Origin of the sequence: Parachitinimonas caeni (assembly GCF_030129945.1) — a bacterium.
GTDB lineage: Bacteria > Pseudomonadota > Gammaproteobacteria > Burkholderiales > Chitinimonadaceae > Parachitinimonas > Parachitinimonas caeni.
On the sequence record NZ_JARRAF010000004.1, the window covers coordinates 249,218 to 271,159 of the forward strand.

The 21,942-nt window shown below is 64.6% G+C and carries 5 protein-coding genes; all 5 read left to right on the plus strand.

Annotation, left to right across the window (positions count from 1 at the left end):
• Positions 1–2 precede the first annotated feature (2 nt).
• Positions 3–3,272 (plus strand): AMP-binding protein, encoded by a 3,270-nt coding sequence (locus PZA18_RS05325; RefSeq protein WP_284099760.1) that lies wholly within the window; start codon positions 3–5, stop codon positions 3,270–3,272.
• Positions 3,269–9,697 carry a type I polyketide synthase gene (locus PZA18_RS05330; protein WP_284099761.1) on the plus strand — a complete coding sequence of 2,143 codons (6,429 nt, stop codon included), beginning with the start codon at positions 3,269–3,271 and terminating at the stop codon, positions 9,695–9,697. Before PZA18_RS05325 ends, PZA18_RS05330 begins: the two co-directional genes overlap by 4 nt.
• Positions 9,690–12,803, plus strand: coding sequence for a serine hydrolase (locus PZA18_RS05335; RefSeq protein WP_284099762.1), 3,114 nt, complete (start codon positions 9,690–9,692; stop codon positions 12,801–12,803). The genes PZA18_RS05330 and PZA18_RS05335 overlap by 8 nt, the downstream gene beginning before the upstream one ends.
• Complete coding sequence (locus tag PZA18_RS05340; RefSeq protein WP_284099763.1) at positions 12,793–19,209, plus strand: non-ribosomal peptide synthetase; 6,417 nt, start codon at positions 12,793–12,795, stop codon at positions 19,207–19,209. The genes PZA18_RS05335 and PZA18_RS05340 overlap by 11 nt, the downstream gene beginning before the upstream one ends.
• 17 nt (positions 19,210–19,226) lie before the next feature.
• Positions 19,227–21,942, plus strand: a 2,716-nt coding sequence (locus PZA18_RS05345; RefSeq protein ID WP_284099764.1) for an AMP-binding protein, incomplete at its 3' end; no start/stop codon positions are given.

Genomic DNA, 21,942 nt, shown 5'->3' on the forward strand with positions numbered 1-21,942 from the left:
TCATGACCGTGCAGACCTACATCGAAGAAGTATTGCAGGCGATTCCGCAGGCCAATGGCCTGCTGTTTCATGCCCTGAAGGATGGCAATAGTGCTTATCACATCGGCGTCGCCTTCCGCCTGCGGGCCGAGGTGTCGGCCGAAGTCATCCATGCCACCTGGCATCGCATCCAGCAGGCGCAGCCGGCTTTGCGTTCGGTATTTGCGTGGCAGGGGCTGCGCACGCCGCACCAGCTGATTTTTGCGCAACCGCGCATCGCTCTGGCCTACTCGGCGCAGGGGCTGGATGGCGAGAGTGAGCAAGTTGGCCAACCCTGTCTGGATTGGCTGGCGCAATCCAAAGCCACCGCGTTTGATCTCAATCGCGAAGTATTCCGCATTGCCTGCTTTCATGATGTGGCAGCGGGCACCCTCGACATGGCGTTCTCCTTCCACCACATCCTGATGGATGGCTGGAGCAGTTCGCTGCTGATTTCGCTATGGGTGCGCGGCCTGCGCGGGCAGCCCTTGCAACCGCTGGCCGCACGTCAGTATTCGCAGCAATTGTGGAGCGGGCTGGAGGCGCAAGCTTTGCAGCAAAGCCGCGCTTACTGGGAATCGGTACTGGTGGCGCAGGATGACAGCGACGGCACCGTCGGCACCCTGTTGCTGGCAGAGCCGCTGTTTCGTGCGGCCAATGCCGACTCTGCGGCGCAAACCGGGCAGCGGATCAGCGCCCGCAGTCACTGGCTGACTGAGCGCAAGCAGGCGGTTGAAGCCCTGTGCCGACAAGCCGGGGTCACCCCCGCCAGTTTCTTTTACCTGTGCTGGGCGCTGACGCTGGCCAAGCTGACCTTCCAGCAGCGGGTGGCATTCGGCTGCGCCTTTTCGGGGCGCGAAGCGGCGCTGGCACAGGCTGCCGAAGACCAGCCGCTGGGGCTGTTCACCAATACGGTGCCGCTGGTGCTGTCGCTCGACAGCCAGTGGTCGCTGGCTGATGCGCTGCAGGCGGTGTTCCGCAGTCTGCAGCAGGCGCAGCAGCACGAAAAAACGCCACCGCTGGTAGTGCGGGAAGCCGCCGGTCAACGTGCCGAGCTCTACGACACGCTGGTGGTGTTCGATAACTACCCGATTGAAGCCGGCTTGCAAGATGCCGCTTGCGGGGTGCATCTCACTGCGTTGCACAGTGAAGAGAGCACCCATTTCGGTTTGACGCTGACGATCTCCGGTATCGACGACTGGCAGGTGGAGCTGGGTGCTGGCGACCACTATGCGGGCGAGCCAGCTGCTGTACCGGCCGTATTGGCCGCATTCGAGGCACTGGCGGACGATCTGGCCGCCTTACCCGCCGGGGCGTCGGTGGCGGCGCTGCCGCTCAAGCTTGCAACGGCCGAGACGGGGGCGGCCTCGTTGCAACAAGGCCCGGTCAAGACCCAGCTGCCCGACATCAACCAGTTGCTGGAGCGCATTTATCACGGATTGCAGCAGTCACCACAGGCGGTCCGCCTCGTCGATGGGGAGCGGCCCGTCAGCAACGCCGAGCTGTTGGCAGCCATTGCCCGCTGGCAAGGCCAGCTGCGGCAGGCGGGGTTTGTGGCGGGTGACCGGGTGGCGGTGCATCTGCCCAAGGGGCTGGCTTCCACCGCCGCGATTCTGGCGATTCTGTTCAGCGGCGGCAGCTATTGCTATCTGAACCCCAAAGACCCGGCGCAACGCAAGCAGACCCTGCTGACCATGACGGGCTGCAGCATCGTGATTGGTGGCGAGAGCCTGCGCGCCGAGCTGGGGGCGGAGGGCGGCTACCTGTTGTTATCTGCGGTAGCCGAGCCAGCGGCAGAGTCGGTGATGCCGACCTTGTGGCGGCAACGCCGGGCCGACGGCGAGTTTTATTTCATCTTCACCTCGGGTACCACCGGCACACCCAAGGGCATCGCCATCCGCAACGAATCGGTGGCCAATCTGCTCGATTGGTTTGTGGCCGATACCGGCTTGAGCGCCGCCGACAGGGTGCTGGGGCTGACCGACCTCAACTTCGACCCGAGCGTCGAAGATCTGTTTGCCAGCCTGCTGGTCGGTGCCACGGTGGTCTACCCGGCGCCGCAGATCGTGCAGGAGCGACAAGCGTTTATCGACCTGATGCAGCGCGAGGCGATTTCCGTCGTCAACTTCATTCCCGGTGCCATTGCCGAGCTGATTGCCGGTGCGCCCTTCCTGCCCGCAATGCGCTTGTGGATCTTCGGTGGCGAGGCATTGCCGCGCCGGCTGCGCGACGAACTGCTGCAGCACGGTTACGCCGTCGCCAATCACTACGGTCCCAGTGAAACCACGGTTGATTGCTTAAGCGCCCGCCAGTCGCTGCAGCAGGACATCGCCATCGGCTGGCCCATCCAGAACGCGGTGGCCTATTGCGCCGATGTATTCGGCCAGGTGCTGCCGGCCGGGGTGCGCGGCGAATTGCGGGTTGGCGGGCTGCCGGTGGCGCGTGGCTATGCCAGCAATCCGCTCGAATCGGCCCGTAATTTTGTGATGTTTGCGCAGCAGCCCTTCTACCGCACCGGCGATGCCGTGCTGTTCCAGCCTGCGCTGGGCTTTTGCTATCTGGGGCGGATCGACGATCAGGTCAAGATCAACGGCGTCCGCATCGAACCGCGCGAGCTGGAACGGGTGGTCGAGCTGCTGCCGGCGGTGAAGGCCAGCTGCTTGCTGCCGGTGACACTGGCCGACGGCCGGCGGCAATGGCAGCTGTTTATCGACAGTGCCGAAACCGGCGAAGACCGTATCGTCCAGCTGCGGGCGCATATCCGCCAGCACCTGCCCGAAGCCTGGATGCCGGCCCGGATTACCCGTATCGACGGCTTTGCCCGTACTCCGACCGGCAAGATCGACCGCCGGCAGTTGCTGGCGCAGGCCGTGCAGGCCGTGGCCGTCAGCCCGGCAGCCGCCAGCAGCCGTTGCCCGGTTGAAGCGCAGGTACAAGCCATCTGGGCTGCTGTGCTCGAAAGCGACGCGCCGGCTACCGATGTGAACTTCTTCGACGCTGGCGGCAACTCGCTCAAGATCATCGCCCTGCAATCGCAGCTGCAACAGGCATTTGGCCGCGACATCGGCGTGGCCGTGCTGTTCGAGCACCCGACGATTGCCGCCTTCGCTGCCTGGATCAAACAGGCGGATAACGCCACCGCCGAGGGCGCCCCGGCCTCGCCTTCCCAAGACCAAACCCTGTCCTCTGCCCGTTCCGGCCGCAACCGGCTGGCAGAGCGACGTAGCAAAGCCAAAGAAAGTGCTGTGTCATGAATCGTGAATATACGGGCAACGAAATTGCCATCATCGGCATTGCCTGCCGTTTTCCTCAAAGCCCGGACTGGCGTCTGTTCTGGCGCAATCTGCTCGAAGGCCGCGAGCTGGTGTCGTTCTTCTCGCGCGATGCTCTGCTGGCAACCGGTGTGCCGGCCGAGCTGGTGGACCTGCCCAACTACGTGCCGGCAAAGGCGGTGCTGGATGACGCTGACTGCTTTGACCACAGCTTCTTTGGTTATTCACAGCGCGAAGCCCAGAAGATGGACCCGCAACTGCGTGCCTTGCACGAGGTCTGCTACAACGCGTTGCGCGATGCTGGCATCCAGCCCGGCAGTGCCCCGCTCAATGCCGGCGTTTTCCTCGGCTCGACCCTCGACATGCAGCGCCTGCAGCAGTTTGGTGGCGCCAGTGGCGATATCGCCGAGATGTTTGATGTCGGCAACTACAACGACCCGGCGGCGTTTGCCACCCAGATCGCTTACCGGATGAAACTGAACGGCCCGGCCGTGCATGTGCAGACCGCGTGCTCGACCTCGCTGTCGGCCGTGCATCTGGCCAGCAAGGCGCTGCTGGCGGGTGAATGCAGCATGGCCCTGGCCGGTGGTGCTTGCGTTACCGAACCCGTTGCAGGTGGCTATCTGTATCAGGATGGCATGATCCTGTCGCCCGATGGCCACTGCAAAACCTTTGCCGATGAAGGGCAGGGCACGGTCAACGGCAACGGCGCGGGTGTGGTGCTGCTGAAGCTGCTGGATGACGCGCTGGCCGATGGCGACCCCATCCATGCCGTGATCGTCGAATCGGCCATGAATAACGACGCCGACCGCAAGGTGAGCTTCGAGGCGCCGAGTGTGCAGGGTCAGGCCGAGCTGATTGCCCGTGTCTACCAGCTGGCCGAAGTACCGTTCTCGTCGCTGGGCCTGATCGAAGCCCATGGCACGGCCACCGTGCTGGGCGACCCGATCGAGATTCAGGCGCTGAACAAGGTGGCCACCGAACTGCTGGCGCCGGATGAGCTCAGCCGCTTCCGCTGTGCGATTGGCAGCGTCAAATCGAATATGGGGCATCTGGATGCGGCCGCTGGTGTGGCGGGGCTGATCAAGGCGGTCCTGAGTGTGCGCTTTGGCAAGATTCCGCCTTCGCTGCATTTTTCACGCCCCAACCCGCATCTGGCGCTCGACAAGACGCCGTTCCACGTACCGACCCAAGCCGAAGACTGGCCGGCCGAGCAGCCGATCCGGCGTGCCGGGGTCAGCTCGTTTGGCATTGGCGGCACCAATGTGCACGTGTTGCTGGAGCAGGCGCCGCCGGTCGCCTCAGCACCGGCCGCTACCGACGAGGCCGTCTTGCTGCCGCTGTCGGCGCAGTCGCCAGCGGCGCTGGCACGGCTGATTGAAACCTGGTCGGCCCATCTGCAGGTGGCGACCGGGCCGGATGCGGCACTGACAGCGATTGCGCAGCAGCTATGCCAACGCCCGGCCTACCCCAGCCGCGCGGCGTTCGTCAGTACGGCGGGTGCCAACTGGCAGCCGCAACTCGATAACTGGTCGTTGCTTGATGGCGCCCAGCCGCAACGTGATCAGCAGGTCTGGCTCTTCCCCGGTCAGGGGACGCAGTCGCCACAGATGGGCCTGCAACTGGCCGAGCGCTTTCCCGAATTTGGCGAGCTGTACCACCGGCTGCTGACGCAGGCGGAACAGCTGCTGGCAATGCCGGCCGGACAACTGCTCGACTGCGTGCGCCAGCCCGAGCAGCTGTCCACGCTGCAGCTGCAGCCCATTCTGTATGCGCTGCAGGCGGCCCTGGGCTTGTGGTTGCGCCGCATTGTCGGGCAGCCGGTGGCGGTGTGCGGCTTCAGTCTGGGTGAGTTTGCCGCCGCAGCGGTAGCGGGTGTCTTCAGTGCCGAGACCGGCATGGCGTTGGTGGTGGCGCGTGCCCGCTTGATGGAAGCGATGCCGCGCGGTGCCGTGTTCGCCGCCAGCCGCAAGAAGGGCTTTGACGGCGAATTCCCCGATTTTCTGTGGCCGATTTCTGAATTGAGCCCCGGCACCTGGACGCTGGCGACCGCAGAAGCCGATGCCGCCAAAGCAGAAGCCTGGCTGGCCAGCGAAGGCTTTGCCAGCAAACGGGTCGCGGTGTCGCATGCCTTCCACACCCCGCTGATTGCGCCGGCAGCCCAGGCATTTGGCGAGCTGTTGCGTGGCGAGGCTTTGCAGGCCGCGCAATGCGATATCTATTCAACAGCGCGTGGCGGCCTGCTCGCGGCCGATGCCATGTGCCAGCCGCAGTACTGGGTGGAGCAGATGCTGGGCGCCGTGCAGTTTGGCCCAGCGCTTAAAGCGGCCGAGGCGGCGCACCCGGACAGCCTGTATCTGCAGATCGGCGCTGGCGGCGACTTGCTGCAGCACGCCCGCAAGTGGCTGGGCCTGCCCCCCGACCGGCTGCTGCCAACGCTGGGAAGCGGTGGCACCGCGCAGGAAGTCGCCTCGCAGCTGCAAAGCCTGGGGCGGATCTGGGTACAAGGCGGTGCGCTCGACTGGTCTTTGCTGCAGGCGACGGCCAACCGCGACCAAGCGCCCCCACGCAGCCATCTGCCCGGCCACGCTTTCGAGCGCCGGGTTTGCCCGCCTTTGCGCCAGGCCGATGCGGCTAGCGTTGAGTCACTCTTCTTCGGCAACCGCTTGTATGGCATGGCCTGGGAACAGGTCAGCGCGCCGGCCGAGCGGGTGACGGCCAGTGATGAGACGCCAGCTACCTGGATTATCAGCCGCCACACGGGCGAGCGGGAGCGCAGTCTGGCCGCTGCGCTGGGGCGTGAAGCCAGTACCGCGTTTATCGAATGCCCCAGCTGGGACGGCGACTTTGGCCAGATCGACGCCGCCTTGCAAAGCTGGCTGTCGCAGCAGGGCTTACGTGCCTCGGCAGCGATGGACGTTATCGTTACCCCTCTGCTTGATGAGCTGAGCCCGCGCGAGGCGCAGTTCTGGGCCTATTGGTTGCCACTGGCGCTGGCACGCTGGAGTGCCGCGCAACAGCCGGCACCACGGTTGCGCCTGCTGTTCCCGGCCAGCCGCCTGCTGGCCTGGCAGGGCACAGAGCCGGTCGAGGCTGAAAAGAGCCAGCTGATGGGCCCCTTGCTGATCGCCGCCGAAGAATATTCCGACCTCAGTGCCCTCTGTATTGATTTCGCTGACCCCGCTGTCGAAACCATCGCCCAGGCACTGCAGCCCTGGCTCGAACACGGCTGGGTGGGAGGGCAGTTTTATTGCTATCGCGAGCAGGGCTACTGGCGCCGCCGCATCAGCGCCGCAGTGCAGGCGCAGACCCTGAATCGTGCCTTGCCCGAGATCAGCCGTAACAGCTGGGTGCTGGTGACTGGTGCCAAGGGCGGCATGGGTACGGCGATTGCCCGGCATCTGGCCGAGGTCTACCGCTGCAACCTGCTGCTGCAGGTACGCAAACCGCTACCAGCCAGAAGCGACTGGCCGGCCCATATCGCCCAGCAGGGGCCGGAGCCGGACTTCCTGCAACATCTGCTGGCGCTGGAACAGGCAGGTAGCCGCGTGATCGTGCTCGAAGCCGATCTGGCCGATGAAGCGGCCCTGGCCAAATCGTTTGCGCCGGTGTTCCGGCTGGTCGAACGCGGTATCGCCCTCGATTACGTCTTCCACACCGCTGGCCGGGGCGAGGGCGCGATGATCCAGCTACGCAACGAAGCCGAGTCGCTGGCGACACTGGCGCCCAAAGTGACGGGCACCCGTTTTCTGTGCAATCACCATGCGCAGCTGGGCAAGCCGGCGCTGCTGCTGTTCTCCAGTCTGGGCAATCTGCTGCCAAAAGAAAAAGTCGGGCAGGTGGCTTATGTGGCCGCCAATGCCTGCCTCGAAGCCTATGCCGAGCAGGTGCGCAAGCAGGGCGGCAAGGCGCTGGCGATAGCCTGGGATGACTGGGCAGAGTCGGGCATGGCGACCCGCTCGGCGCAGCAGCTCGACCAGGCACTGGGCCAGACCGCGAGTGCCGCGCACGAGGGGGTGATCTGGCGGCGTGATCTCGACAGCCAGCGTGACTGGTGGCTGGACGAGCACCGACTGGATGCCACCACCACCGTGATGCCGGCGATGGGCATGCTGGCGCTGGTGCATCAGGCCCTGCTGGCCTCGCGTTCGCCTGCGATGGCGACGAGCTTGCAGGCCATCGCCATCGAGCGCCCCTTGGTAGTCAAGGTGGATGACGCGCTGCAGGTGGTGGTGGCGTTTGATGCGACCTTCAGCCATTTTGGCCTGTATTCCGGCCGTGGCGAGTTCAGTCGCGAAACCTGGCTTAAGCACGCCAGCGGCCGCCTGCGCGAGGCCGGGGCGGCGCCGGCGGCACCGGATGTTGGCGCAACGCCGCTACAAAACCTGTTCCGTAGCGCAGATGGCCACGGCGTCAGCCCCAAGGCGGCGCTGCAGTTTGGCCCGCGCTGGCGCACTGTGCAGGCGGTAGACCGGCTGGCGGCCGATGTGATCGTGTCGCATCTGCAGTTGCCGGCCGCTTACGCCGGAGAGGCTGCAGCCAGCGATCTGCATGTGGCGCTGCTCGATACCGCCACCCTCATCGGCTCGCCGCTGGAAGAGGACGCGCAGTTCGCGCCGGTGTCGATGGGTGGCTTTACCCGCTGCGCACCGATGCAGGACCGCGTACTGAGCCATGTGCAGATTGCTGATCTGGGCAGCAGCAAATTGCTGCAGGTGAAGATCTGTTCCGAAGCCGGCGAGCTGCTGGTGGCAATCGACGACTTGCTGCTGATTGATGCCTCCGCTGCGCTAAGGGGGGATGCCGCCGCTGCGCAGCAGGACGACGCCACGCCGCGCCATGCGGTGATGCGTCTGGCCGACGAGCCGGAACAGCGTGCCAGTTTTGTTTTCCACAACCGGCAGGAAGCCCGTCGTGCGCCGGGGCCGCAGGAGGTGGAAATCTGCGTCAAGGCGGCTGGCCTTAACTTCAAGGATGTGCTGATCGCCGTCGGCGTGCTGCCAGCGCCGACCGACCCGGCCATGACCTTTGGCCAGGAAGCCGCCGGTATCGTGACGCGGGTTGGCAGCGAAGTGACGGATCTGCAGGTGGGCGACCGGGTGATGTGTGCCGGCCACAGTTGCTTGGCCGAGCACGTCATCATGGCGCGGCGGGTGGTGGCGAAGATTCCGCAGACACTGGGCTTTCAGCAGGCTGCCGGTGTGCCAGTGGCCTTTACCACGGCCTGGATCGCCCTGCGCCATGCCGCCAATCTGCGGCGCGGCGAGCGCATTCTGATCCACTCCGCCGCTGGCGGTGTCGGCATGGCGGCGATGCAGATTGCCTTGCATCTGGGAGCGGAAGTCTGGGTAACCGCCGGTAGCGAGGAAAAGCGCCAGCTGCTGCTGCAGATGGGCGCCAAAGGCGCGGCGCATTCGCGCACCCGCGAATTTGGCGAAGTGTTCCGCCAGCAGCTGGGCGAGCGGCCGTTCGATGTGATTCTCAACGCGCTGGCTGGCGAGCTGCTCGAAGAGAGCGTATCGCTGCTGGCGCCGCAAGGCCGTTTTCTGGAACTGGGCCTGCGCGACATTCTGCAGAACTGGCAGCTGGGCTTATCAATTTTTGCCGAAGGCGGCAGCTTTCATGCGGTGCAGGCGGGGGCCGAGCACCCGGCCTACTCGCAAGCCTGGGCCGAAGTGGCCGCGCTGCTGGCGCAGGAAACCCTGCGCCCTTTGCCCACCCGCGTTTACCCGGCTCGCGACATTGCCGAAGCCTTCCGCTTCATGGCGCAGGGCAAGCACGTCGGCAAGATCGTGGTGGCGATGGAGGCGCGGGCCGAGTCGCGTGGCTTCAGCGCCAAGCTGCGGGAAGAGGGTTTGTCCAATGCCGAGGGCAGCCGGATCGCGCTTGTCATGGCTGCGCTGGTCCGCCAGCTGGCCGTGCCGTATATCGCGGTCTCGAAACTGCCAATTGGCGAAGTGCTGGAAAAACAGGCCAGCACCCAGCAGATGCTGTTCAGCAGCGCAGCGCCTTCGGCTGAGGCGGGTGTGACCACCGCTGGCGAGAGCTCCTTGCAGGGCGCGGATGCCGACACCCTGCTGCAGGCGATGCAAGCGATGCTGGAGGGCTTTCTTGGCGTGGCGGGGCTGGATGTCGATGCCAGCTTCTTCGCGCTCGGCGCGACGTCGCTTGATCTGATCCAGTTTGCCAAGCGGCTGGAACAGCGTCTGGGACGTGAGATTCCGGTGGCCTTGCTGTTCAAGGCAGCTTCGCTGCGTGAATTAAGCAAGGAGCTGGCACCAGCGGCGCCACAGGCAGTGAGCGAGGAGCCGGCCGCGCCGGTGCTCGACGACAAGCGCCGCGCCCTGCAGGCCCGCCGCAAGCTGCGTGGTGCCACCACCCGGCAGGAGAGCGAAGTCGATGACTAAGCCGCGCTGCTGGAATTACGGGGTGGCCCTGGCGGGCCTGTGCCTGTCGTTGACGGCTCAGGCAGCTCTGCCCACCCGTGCCGAGGTGGATCACCTGGTGTCCGATCTGCAGCAACGTTGGGATGCCTCGCAAGTGCCGACCGCCGCTCTGACCATCGTCGCAGGTGGCCAGACCCGTAGTCTGCGGCTGGGCAAGGCCGAAGCTGGTGCCTTCGAGCTGGCTTCCTGTTCGAAAGCGGTAACCGGCCTCCTGATTGCCTTGCTGGAGCAGGAAGGCAAGCTCCATCGCGACGATGCCATCACCAAATGGGTGCCCGAGCTGGCTGAGAATCCGCAGCTGGGTTACTCGGCGGTGCGATTGTCCAATTTGCTGGCGCACACCAGCGGCTTGTCCGAAAGCACCCTCGACCTGCTGCGGCCCGATAGCGGCGCCGGTGCACTGGCACGATTGCCGGCTTTGCTGAAGAACGTGCCGCTGGCCCATGCCGTCGGCACCCGCGAGGAATACGCCACGCTCAACTACAGCCTGCTGGGGCTGGTGGCCGAACGGGCGGCCGGCAAGCCGTTTGCCACCTTGGTCCGCGAAAAGATCTTTGTGCCGCTGGGGATGCTGCAGACTTTTGTCGAAGGCGACCCGGTGGCGGCTGATGCGGCGCGGGTGCCCGGCTACAAGATCAGCTTTACGGCGGCACGGCCGTATCAGGCCCCGCGTTATCTGCAGAACACGCCTGCTGGTTATGTGTTGAGTAATCCGGAAGACATGGGGCGATGGCTGCAATTCCTGCTGCAGCCGGCACCGGCTGCCGACCATCTGGCCGCGCTGTACGCCGCGCGTGAGGTTGCCAAGCGACCCAATGCCGTCAGTGGTGCCGGGGGCTATGCCTATGGTTGGGATGTCGAAACCGGCCAGACCACGAGCTGGAGTCATCCCGGCCAGAACCCCGATGCCGGCGCTTATGTGGCGTTTGATCCGCAAGCCGGTGTAGGGGTGGCGCTGCTGGGCAACAGCAACAGCCCGCAGGTGGTCCAGCTGGGCCAGTCATTGTTTGAACATCTGCGTGGCGGCGCCGCACCGGCGGTGCCTGCGCGCTTATCGGTCGATGCTGGGGACTGGATTGCCACGGTGACGGCGGCGCTGCTGTTACTGGCCAGTGCGCTGCTCTGGCCCTTGTGGCAGCGTCGAGGCCAGCTGGCCGGGCGCCGTCACCAAGTGGATGACCCGGCGCTGCCAAGCCGTGCCGAAGCGGCCATTGTTCAGGAAAGTCTGGTGCAATCGACCGGGACAGAGAGCGGGCGCCGTTTTGCTGCGCGCATGCTCTGCCAGAACGCCGCCTTGCTGGCTGCACTGGCCACGGCGCCGACATTGTGGGTGGGCCTGAGCTGGCCGAACCTGCTGGTCTGGGGGCCGCACAGTCTGCCTTGGGCAGCGGGTGGGGTGATGCTGTTTGCCAATGCCGTCAGCCTGTTCTTCTTCATGGTGACGCGGCGCAGCCAGGCTTTTGCCAGCAAGACCTATTCCTCGCTGATGATCGCAAAGGTGGTGGGGTTGACGGTGATTTCAGGGCTGCTCAACTCGGCGCTGATCCTGTGCATTCTGCAGGCGATTGAAGGTCGGTCGGCTAATTGGTTGCCCAGTGCCGGCCTGCTGCTCAGCTGCATCTATTTCTATATTGGCTCGCGCAAGGCGGCCGAAGAGCAGCTGATGCGCTTTGGCCATGCCTTTGTGCAGGGCTGGCGCATGGAGATCATCCGCCGTCTGCTGGCTGCCGATTACAAGAACGTCGAGCGTATCTCGCCTGGCAAGATTCAGGCGGTGGTGGGCGAAGATTCGCAGGAACTGGCCAAGAGCGTGCTGGCCTTCGTGCCTTTCTTCACCAATCTGCTGACCATCGTCTTTCTGTTCGGCTATCTGATGCTGGCCAAATCGGCCGTGGCCACCACGGTGCTGCTGGCCTGCGCCCTGCCGATGATCGCGCTCTATTACATCGTCTCGGAACGGGCCGACCGCATCATGCCGCAGGCCCTGCAAAGCCGCAGCGAGTTCATGGATGTGGTGGAAGACCTGCAGAAAGGCTACAAGGGCCTGCGCCGCGAGGTGGTCAAGCAGGGCTTTTACCGGCACGCGCTGGCGGTATCCGACCGCTTCAAGGCATTCCGCATTCAGTATGACCGGGGCTTTATCGGCGCCTTCTTCATTGGCGAATCGCTGCTGACGCTGCTGCTGGTGGCGGTGGCGCTGGTGTTTCCGCTGTTGTTCAGCAGCTTCGATGGCAGTGTGGCCAAAGAGTATCTGATCATCCTGCTCTACCTGATCGGCCCGCTGAATGCCGTGATGGCGGCCATGCCCGAGCTGATCCGCCTGCAGAGCCTGCAACGCAATATGGCCGAGTTCAGCCAGTCGATTCAGGCAGCGGAACCTGCACAGGCCCTGCCTGCCATTGCCGGGGTGAAAACGCTGGAGCTATCGGCCGTGCGCTTTTTCTACCCCTCGCTGGTAGAGGGCGAGAGTTTTGGCATCGGCCCGATCTCACTCAAGGCCGAGAGTGGCAGGACTTACTTCCTGACCGGCGGCAATGGCTCGGGCAAGAGCACGCTGGCGATGATTCTGGCCGGGCTGTACGCCCCGGCTCAGGGCAGCCTGAAGCTCAACGGCGTTGAAGTCTCGCCTGATCATCTGCAGGAACTCACCCGCACCATTTTCAGCGACAACTGGTTATTCAAGCGCATCTACGACCCGGCCCTGCTGCAATCGCGTGAGGCCATCAACCGCCTCATTGCCGAGCTGGGCTTGGCCGACAAGACCACCCTGCACGACGACGGCGCCTTCGCCAACATCAAGCTCTCCACCGGACAACGCAAGCGCCTGTCGCTGGCCATGCTGCTGGCCGACCCCAGCCCGCTGGTGGTGCTGGACGAGTGGGCGGCCGATCAGGACCCGCGTGCCAAAGCCACCTTCTACCGCGTCTGGTTGCCGCTGCTTAAAGCACAAGGCCGGATCGTGTTTGTGGTGACGCACGACGACGAGTACTTCGCCGAAGCGGATGCCCTGATCACCATGAAAAACGGACAACTGATCGAATCAAAGGTGGAAAGTTATGCTTACTGACGCATTCCAGGCCGCGCAGGCGCCGCAAATCCGGCCGGATAGTCCAGAGCCGGCAGGGCAGGGCGTTTGCGTGCATGCCCTGTTCGAGCGACAGGTGGCCGCAACGCCCGAACGGGTAGCGGTCAGTCTGGGCGAACAAACGCTGACCTATGCAGCGCTCAATCGCCGGGCCAACCGGCTGGCCCGCCTGTTGCGCCTGCAGGCTGGCGATACCCCGGCCGTCATCGGCATCTGCCTGGAACGCGGCATCGAGGCCATTGTTGCCATTCTCGCCACCCTCAAGGCTGGTGCGGCCTATGTGCCGGTGGACTCGGCCTACCCGGCTGAACGTCAGGCTTACATCGTGCAGGACTCGGGCGTTGCAGTGCTGATCAGCCGTCGGTCGCAGGCGCAAACCCTGCCCACCAGCGCGGCCTGCCTGTTTCTCGATGATCTGGATCTGAGCGACGACGGGCCGGATGCCGGGCGCAGCGGCCAGAACCTCGACCCGCTGGCCACGCCGGATGATCTGGCCTACCTGATCTACACCTCGGGTTCGACCGGTGCGCCCAAGGGCGTGTGCATGCCGCATCGCGCCCTGGCAAACCTGATCGACTGGCAATTGCATGACCAGCGCAGCCATTGGGGCGAGTGTCTGGGGCGGCGCACCCTGCAGTTTTCGCCGCTGAGTTTTGATGTGTCGTTTCAGGAAATCTTCGCCACCCTCGCCAGTGGTGGCGAGCTGGTGCTGATCACCCAGGCGCTGCGGCTCGATCCGCTGGCCTTGCTGGCCTTCATCGAAGCCGAGCACGTTGCGCGGATTTTTCTGCCCTATGTGGCGCTGAACAGTCTGGCGCTGGCGGCGACGGCGCAAGACCACTATCCGGCGAGTCTGATCGACGTAGTGACTGCGGGTGAGCAGCTGGTGATCACACCGGCCATCCGCCAGTTCTTCAAAGCCTTGCCGGGCTGTCGCCTGCACAACCACTACGGCCCGTCGGAAGCGCATGTAGTAACCGCCTGCACCCTGTCCGGCCCGCCCGAGCAGTGGCCGGCCTTGCCCAGCATCGGCCGGCCGATTGCGGGCGTAGAGATTGCGTTGCTGGGCGACGACAACCGTCAGCCCGAGCCGGGAGAGCCCGGTGAGCTGTGTATTGGCGGCGTGCAACTGGCTTACGGCTATCACCAAAGGCCGCAGGAGACCGCCGCCCGCTTTGTTGATCTGGATATTGATGGGCGTGGGCCGCGCCGGCTGTATCGCAGCGGCGACCTCGCGCGCCAGTTGCCCGATGGCCAGTTCGAGCTGCTGGGGCGTATGGATGCGCAGGTCAAGATCCGGGGGTTCCGGGTCGAGCTGGGTGAAGTCGAAGCGCTGCTGATGCGGCACCCGGCCGTCGATGACGCTGTGGTCGTGGTGCAGGGCGAAGCGGCCGATGACAAGCGGCTGGTCGCGTTCGTGATCGCCGCCGAGCGGGTATTGCAGCGCCAGACCGAAGCCAGCGCACGCGACAGCATCCGGCAGTTGCTGCAAGCCAGTGCGCCGGATTATCTGCAGCCGGCAGCTATCGTCTTCGTCAGCCGGTTTCCGCTGGCAGCCAGCGGCAAGATCGACCGGCGGGCGTTTCCGCAGATTGATTGCCGGACCCTGGCGCAGACGGCCGATGCACCCCCGCAAACCGAGCCGGAAGCCGTGCTGGCGACGGTCTGGGGTGAAGTGCTTGGCGTATCCGGCCTGGGCCGCAATGCCCATTTCTTCCAGCTGGGCGGCCACTCGCTGCTGATGGTGAAAGTGATGCTGGCACTGCGCCAGCGCGGCTATGCGGTCGATGTGCAGACCCTCTACCAACAGCCAGTGCTGTCTGAACTCGCCTTGCAGCTCAAAGCCGCTGCAACGGCCGAGGCTGACCCGGCCAGGCAGCCTGATGTCACCACTTCCTTGCTGGCAACGCTCAGCCCTGCCGAGCAGCAGTGCGTGGCAGCGGCCGTGCCGGGTGGGCTTGCCAATGTGCAGGCGGTGTACCCGCTGGGGCCCTTGCAGCAGGGCATGCTCTACCATGCGCTGGCGCACCCGGAAGGCGACCCCTATGTGCTGTGGCAACTCGTCCGCTTTGACAGCGAGAACCTGCTGCTACGCTGGCTCGATGCCCTGCGCGGCGTGATAGCCCGCCACGATGCCTTGCGTGTCAGCGTGCTGCATCAAGGTTTGGCGCAGCCCTTGCAGGTGGTCTGGCGTGAAGCGGCGCTGGAAGTCGAACGCTTGGCCAGTCCCGATCCGCTGGCGGAGATCCGGTATCGTTGCCAACCGGCCCGACAGCGGTTTGACTTGGCCCGCGCGCCACTGCAGCGCTGCTGCTACGGCTTCGATGCCACCAGCAACCAATGGGTATTGCTGCACCAGTTGCATCATCTGACGGTGGACCATGCCACGGTCGAGCACCTGCAGCAGGAAATCGAAGCCCAGTTGCGGGGCGAGACCCTCACCGCAACATCGACGCTGCCGGCGCCGGTCAGTGCCGCCCACGCGCCGCAGCACACTGCATTCTTTGACGAATTGCTGCAGGGCTTCGAGCCCGGCCCGGCGCCGCTGGATGCCGAGCGGCCGCTGGCTGGCGATGCCTGTGTGGTCGAAGCCTGGCAAACGCTGGATGGTGGCCTGGCCGAGCAATTGCGCCAGCAGGCACGCATCCACGGCGTCAGTGTGGCGGCCCTGTTCCATCTGGCCTGGGCCAAGGTTGTCGCCTGCCTGAGCGGCCGTGATGATGTGGTGTTCGGCACGGTGCTGCTGGGGCGCCTGCATCTGGGCGAGCAGGCCCAGACGGCGATGGGCCAGTTCATCAACACCCTGCCGATCCGCCTGCAGCTACAGGCCGGCTCGGTACTCGACGGCCTGTGGCAGACGCAGGATCGCCTGAGTCAACTGCTCGAACACGAACAGGCCCCGCTGGTGCTGGCGCAGAAGTCAGCCCAGTTGCCCGGCCATACGCCACTGTTCACCACGCTGTTCAACTATCGCCACAGCGAGATCAACCAGCTGCCGGCGGCCGATCCCTTCCAGACCGCACACCCTGCCACGATAGCCGGCATGGCGTATTCCGGGGTGATCGAGCGCACCACCTATCCGCTGTCGGTTAACGTCGATGACTTCGGCAAGGGCTTTGCCATCAATGTTCAGGTCGAGCAGGGGCAAGACCCGCAGCGGGTGGGCATGTACTTTGAAACGGCGCTGCACCAGCTGGCGACAGCCCTTGCCGCCAACCCGCAGCAACGACTCGGGCGTCTCTGCCCCATGCCCGCTGCCGAACAGGATGTGATCCTGCACCAATGGAACCAGACAGCGGCCGAGTTTCCGCAGCACCGCTGCCTGCATGAGCTGATCGAGGCGCAGGTCCAGCGCACGCCCTTTGCGATGGCCGTCGAATTTGACGGACAGTCGGTGACGTATCAGGCGCTAAACCAGCGCGCCAACCAGCTGGCGCGCCTGCTGCAGGCAGATATGGCGGTTGGCCCCGATACGCTGGTCGGCGTCTGTGCCGAGCGCAGTGTCGAAATGGTGGTGGCGCTGCTGGCGGTCCTCAAGGCGGGCGGGGCTTATGTGCCGTTTGACCCACACTACCCGGCTGATCGTCTGCATTACATGCTGCGCGATGCCCGCCCCGGCGTGGTGCTGTCGCACCGGCAGATCCCCGAAGCGGCACAGGCGCTGTTGCGCGACTACGCTGCCGAGACGGGCGCGCGGGTGGTCGATCTCAATGACGATGCCGACCGCTGGGCGCAACGGGACGACGCCGATTTGAGTATCGGCGCCACGGGTCTGATGGCCAGCCATCTGGCCTATGTGATCTACACCTCGGGCTCGACTGGCCGCCCCAAGGGCGTGATGAACGCGCATCGCGGGGTCGTCAACCGGCTGTTATGGATGCAGAAGGCGTATCCGCTGTCGGCCGCCGATGCCGTGCTGCAGAAGACCCCTTTCAGCTTCGATGTCTCGGTCTGGGAGTTTTTCTGGCCGCTGATGTTCGGTGCCCGGCTGGTGGTGGCCAAGCCGGAAGGCCATAAAGACCCGGCCTATCTGAACCAGCTGATTCATCAGCACCGCATTACCACCCTGCATTTTGTGCCCTCGATGCTGGCGGTGTTTCTGGAACACGTCGCAGCGGCGCCTGCGCCATCCTTGCGTCAGGTGTTCTGCAGTGGCGAAGCGCTGCCCCTGCATAGCGTGCGTCGCTTCCGTCAGCGCTACCCTCAGGTGGCGCTGCACAATCTGTATGGGCCCACCGAAGCGGCCATCGACGTCACCGCCTGGGATTGCAGTCAGGAAGCGCCGGGCGGGGTGATCCCCATCGGCCGGCCGATCGACAATATCCGTATTCATATTCTCGATGCGCACGGCCAGCCCTGCCCGGTGGGGGTGATTGGCGAGCTGTATATTGCCGGCGTTGGCGTGGCGCGCGGCTATCTCAACCGGCCCGACCTCACTGCCGAAAAGTTCATCGACGACCCCTTTAATCCTGACTCATCCGGCACCGAAGGGCGCATGTACCGCACCGGTGATCTGGCCCGCTATCTGCCCGAAGGCGATATCGAATACCTGGGACGCAATGACTTTCAGGTCAAGCTGCGGGGCTTTCGCATTGAGCTGGGCGAAGTCGAAGCCGCGTTGCGCTCGCACCCGGCGGTGCAGGACTGTGTGGTGCTGGTGCGCGAAGACACACCGGGCGATGCCCGTCTGGTGGCGTATCTGGTGCAGGCCAGCGGCGCAGATGAGGCAACGCAATCGCTGCGCCAGCATCTGCAAAGCCAGCTGCCGGCCTTTATGCTGCCATCGAATCTGATCTGGCTCGATGCACTGCCGCTGACCAGCAATGGCAAGCTCGACCGCAAGGCGCTGCCCACGCCGGCTGATCTGGCCGAAGCGATGGCCGACGAAACACCTCTGGCCGAAGGCACCGAAACGCAGCTGGCCGAGCTGTGGGGCGAGCTGCTGGGTAGGTCGGGTATTGGCAAAACCACCCACTTTTTCGAAGCCGGTGGCCATTCGCTGCTGGCCGTGGCGCTGATGACCAAGATCCAGCAGCGCTTTGGCGTTGAACTGCCCCTGAGTGCGCTGGTCGCCCATCTGGAGCTGGGGGCGATGGCTGCCTTGATCGACACCGAGCTGAGCCGGGGCGTCGAGCAATCCGGTTTGTCGCCCGCGATGCCTGCCGGTGGCCGCATTCTGGCCCTGCCGGCGCAGAAAGCCATCTACAAGGCGGTGAAACTCAATCCGCACGACCTGAGCAATAACAGCTTCGTGGCGCTGGCGTTTGCCGCAGAGCCCGATCCCAAAGCCTTGCGCCAACTGCTGCAGAGCGTGTTTTCGCGCCACGAGAGCTTGAGCGCCCGGTTCGTGCTCGACGACGGCGAGCTGGTGCTGCAGCCGGCGCCACGTTTTCTGTTCCGGATGGAAAAGCGACAGACGCTTGGTTCACTGGAAGAGGATCTGCGCGATTTCGTTCGGCCGTTCTCGCTCGAAGACGGCATCAATGTGCGCGGGCGCTGGGTGAGCGATGGCCCGCAGCCCTTGCTGCTGCTCGACTTCTCGCACGCCTGCATCGATGGCTCGGGCCTGCAGCACCTGCTCGCCGAGCTGGCTGCTGGTGAAGACAGCCTGCCGGCCGCAGGCAGCCTCGGCCGCTATTCGCAACGGTTCTACAGCGACGACTGGGCCAGCGAGCGCCAGCAGCATGCCGAGTTCTGGCATGGCCAGCTGCAGGATTGGCCAGCCAACCCGCCTGCCACCGCTACCCAGCCGCTCACCCGCTCCTGGCAGTTTGCGCTGGACGCCCCGTGCAAGGCGCGAATCGACGCGCTGGCGGCCCGGCTCAGGATCAGTGCCTCCGAGTTTTTCATGGCGGTGTTCCTGCACGCCAAGACGCAGGCCGAGGGCAGGGCAGACCAGCTGGTTTCGATGATCTTCCACGGTCGCGACCTGCTGGCGCAGCAGGCTGTGATGGCGCCGCTGATGACGGTGCTGCCGCTGCGGCTGGGCCATTCAGCCGCCACGCTGTCGGCAGCGACCTTGAGCGAAGTCAGCACGGCGGTACGCACTGCCTGCCGTCACTACCTGTTCGATGCCGAAGCGCTGGCTGCCCGCTGGCCTGCGCTGTCACGGCAGGCGCTGTTCCCTTCGGCGTTCTTCGGCTTTTTCCAGCGCGAAGGCTTTGCCGGGCAGATTGCCGGCCAACCCTGCCACCAGCTGGAGACACCCAATATCGCCGGCGGCGTGCCGCACTGGAATCTGACCTGTGAAATCGCCGAACACCCTGCTGGTTTCGATGTACGCCTCGAATGCCTGGCCTTTCCATGCCTCGATACGGGCCTGGATTGGGAAGCGCTGTTCCGATCGACCATCGACCAGGCGCTGGCCACTGACCGCGCTGAAAATTGATACTGGAAATCGCAGAAATGTCTTTGAATGACCCGATCGCGCTGAATGCCCGCAAACAGGCACTGAAAGCATTTGTTCACCAACAGCCGGCGCCGGAATATCGTGACTGTCCGTTCTTTGCATCCACCCGTCAGACTTCGGGGCCGCAAAGCTTGGTCAGCCAGTCGCTGCCGCTGCCGCCTGACCTCAATGCCCGCATCTTCAGCATGGCCTCGGCTTCGGTCCTGCACCGGCAGGCCCTGTTCTCGGCCTGCATCAAATATCTGGCTTATCTGCATTGTCGCAAGAGCGAGGGCCTTTTGGGGTGGGACCTGGCCGGTCAGCTGCTGCCAGCCCCCTGGCGCTTCACTGACGCCGAGCTGGCACAGCCAGTGAAGCGTCTGTTCGGCGCCGAACTGGCTTACTGGAAGCAGGCGGCAGAACTCACGGCCGGATTACCCCCCGCTGCGCAATCTGAACTGACACCGCTGCCGCAAGTGTGGGTGGCGTATTCAGAAACCGAGGCACCCTCGGCTGCGCCGCAGCATGAAGACGGGGTGCTGGGCATCAGTATTCAGGCCAGCTCCAAGGCCAGTGTCGTGACCTTGCACTTTGCCGCCGGCCTGCTGGCGCCAGCGGTGGCAGAGCGGCTATTGGCCCGCTTCAGCACGCTGCTGGGCAATATGGTGTTTGAACCGAATGCCAACCTCGGTGCGCTGGCCTGGATTCCCTCCGCAGAGCGGGCGCAGATCGCCGAGTGGTCGGCGCCTGTGCCAGCGCAGCCGCTGCAGTATCAGAATCTGGCGCAGGCCATTACGGTGGCGTTGCGCGATCGGCCAACGGCGACTTTTCTGGAATGCGCCGATCAACCAGTCAGCTTTGCCGAGCTGGCACGCTACAGCGACCACTTATTGCATGGCGGGGATTGGCCGCAGTGGCCTGACCTTGGCGACTGCCTGCTGATCGTCGGCCCCAAGGGCATCGAAACGACGCTGGCGGCGTTGGTCTGTATGCGTATCGGCAAGCCGTTCTGCCTGCAACCTGACAACGTGCCGCCTGCGCAGCTCGCGAGTGTGCTGGCCGTCCACCAGACGCGGCTGGTTTTGCTGGCTGCCGGCAGCGGACACCTCTCCACGCTGTTCGAATCGCACGGTTGCCGGGTGCTCCGGTTACCCATGCTGGACGAAGTGCGCGAGGCTGGTGCCGTGGCGTCAGCGCTCCGGGCGGACTGGCTGCAGCACGGGCTGGCGATGTTGCCCGATGCCGCGCTGTGCGTGGTCATGACTTCGGGTAGCGAAGGCACGCCCAAGGGTTGCGTAGCGACACAAAAAGCCCTGATCAATCTCACTCAGGAGAAGCAACGCGTATACGGGGCAGGGCACTGGCGCGTTGCTTCGGTCGCCAACCATGCATTCGACTACTTCGTGCTGGAGTGTGTCGAGGCGATGATGCTCGACATCACCCTGGTGCTGGTGCCGGAACAAGCCAGAATCGACGCGGAAAAAACCGTCTGTTTCCTTAAAGAGCGCCAGATTGACCAGCTCTTTACCACCACTGTGCTGGCCGAAGACATCATGGCGCAGGGGCCAATCCCCGGTCTGCGGCAACTGTTTTTCGGCGGCGAGAGTCTGCGACGCTTTCAGAAGCACAACTACGCGCTGTTCAATGTTTACGGTCCGAGCGAAACCGGGGTGCTCACCAGTTACGCGGCAATTCACCACAACGCGCAGCCGATTACCATCGGCCGTCCATTTGGCGGGTATCAGTGTGCGATTGTGTTACCCGGCACGTTCGAACCTTGCCCGATCGGTGTGGCAGGAGAGCTGCTGATCGGCGGGGTCGGAGTGGGGTTGGGCTATTTCAACCGGCCCGACCTGACGGAACAGGCGTTTATCCAGGTCGACGCTGCCTCGCTGCAAGGGCGCTTCTATCGCAGTGGCGATCTGGCGTGCTGGACGGCCGATGGCGAGCTGCAGATTCTGGGCCGGCGTGATCGGCAGTTGAAGGTCAATGGCTTCCGGGTCGAGCTGGATGCGATTGAGCGGCTGTTGCGGGCGCTGCCGGGCGTTGAACAGGCAGCGGTAATCGGCCTGACCGACCAGCAAGGCCATGCCCGCCTTGGCGCGCTGATCGTCGCGACCGACGCGAACCTGACCGAGCCGGCACTGCGCGCCGCACTGGCCGAGCAGGTGCCGGCGTATATGATCCCTGGCCAGATAGCCTTGCTGCCGGCGTTGCCCTTGTCGCGCAATGGCAAGCTGGACCGTCGGCAACTGCCGGCGCTGCTGAAACAGGCGGCGCAGCAACAGGACGTTCCGCCACAAGGCGCCACCCAGTTGTGGCTGGCTGGCTGCTGGGCCCGTCATCTGGAGCTGGATGCCGATCACCTGTCGGCCGACCGCAGCTTCTTTGCGCTGGGCGGCCATTCGCTGCGCGCGGCGCGCATGCTGGCCGAGGTCGAACAGGCTTTCGGACAGGCGGTTTCGCTGCTGGAGTTCTTCCGCCACGACACAATTGCCGGCCTGGCCCAGCTGATTGACGCGGAGACCGGCAAGCGCCCGGTTGCAGCGGGCGAGTCCTTCACCCGCTTTCTCGACAGCCTGCCAGCCGAAGTAGCGACGGTTGGACCGTTGTCGGCGCAGGAAGCGCGGTTGTATGCGCAGTACCGGTTGTACCCGGACTCATTGGCCTATCTGCTGGAGATGGACTTTCCGCTACCGGCCGGAATAGGCGCTGAGGCGGTGGCTGCCGCCC

Excerpts from the sequence above, each read along its gene's own strand:
- PZA18_RS05330 (WP_284099761.1), top strand. The coding sequence starts at position 3,269 with ATGAATCGTGAATATACGGGCAACGAAATTGCCATCATCGGCATTGCC.
- PZA18_RS05335 (WP_284099762.1), top strand. The coding sequence starts at position 9,690 with ATGACTAAGCCGCGCTGCTGGAATTACGGGGTGGCCCTGGCGGGCCTG.
- PZA18_RS05325 (WP_284099760.1), top strand. The coding sequence starts at position 3 with ATGACCGTGCAGACCTACATCGAAGAAGTATTGCAGGCGATTCCGCAG.
- PZA18_RS05340 (WP_284099763.1), top strand. The coding sequence starts at position 12,793 with ATGCTTACTGACGCATTCCAGGCCGCGCAGGCGCCGCAAATCCGGCCG.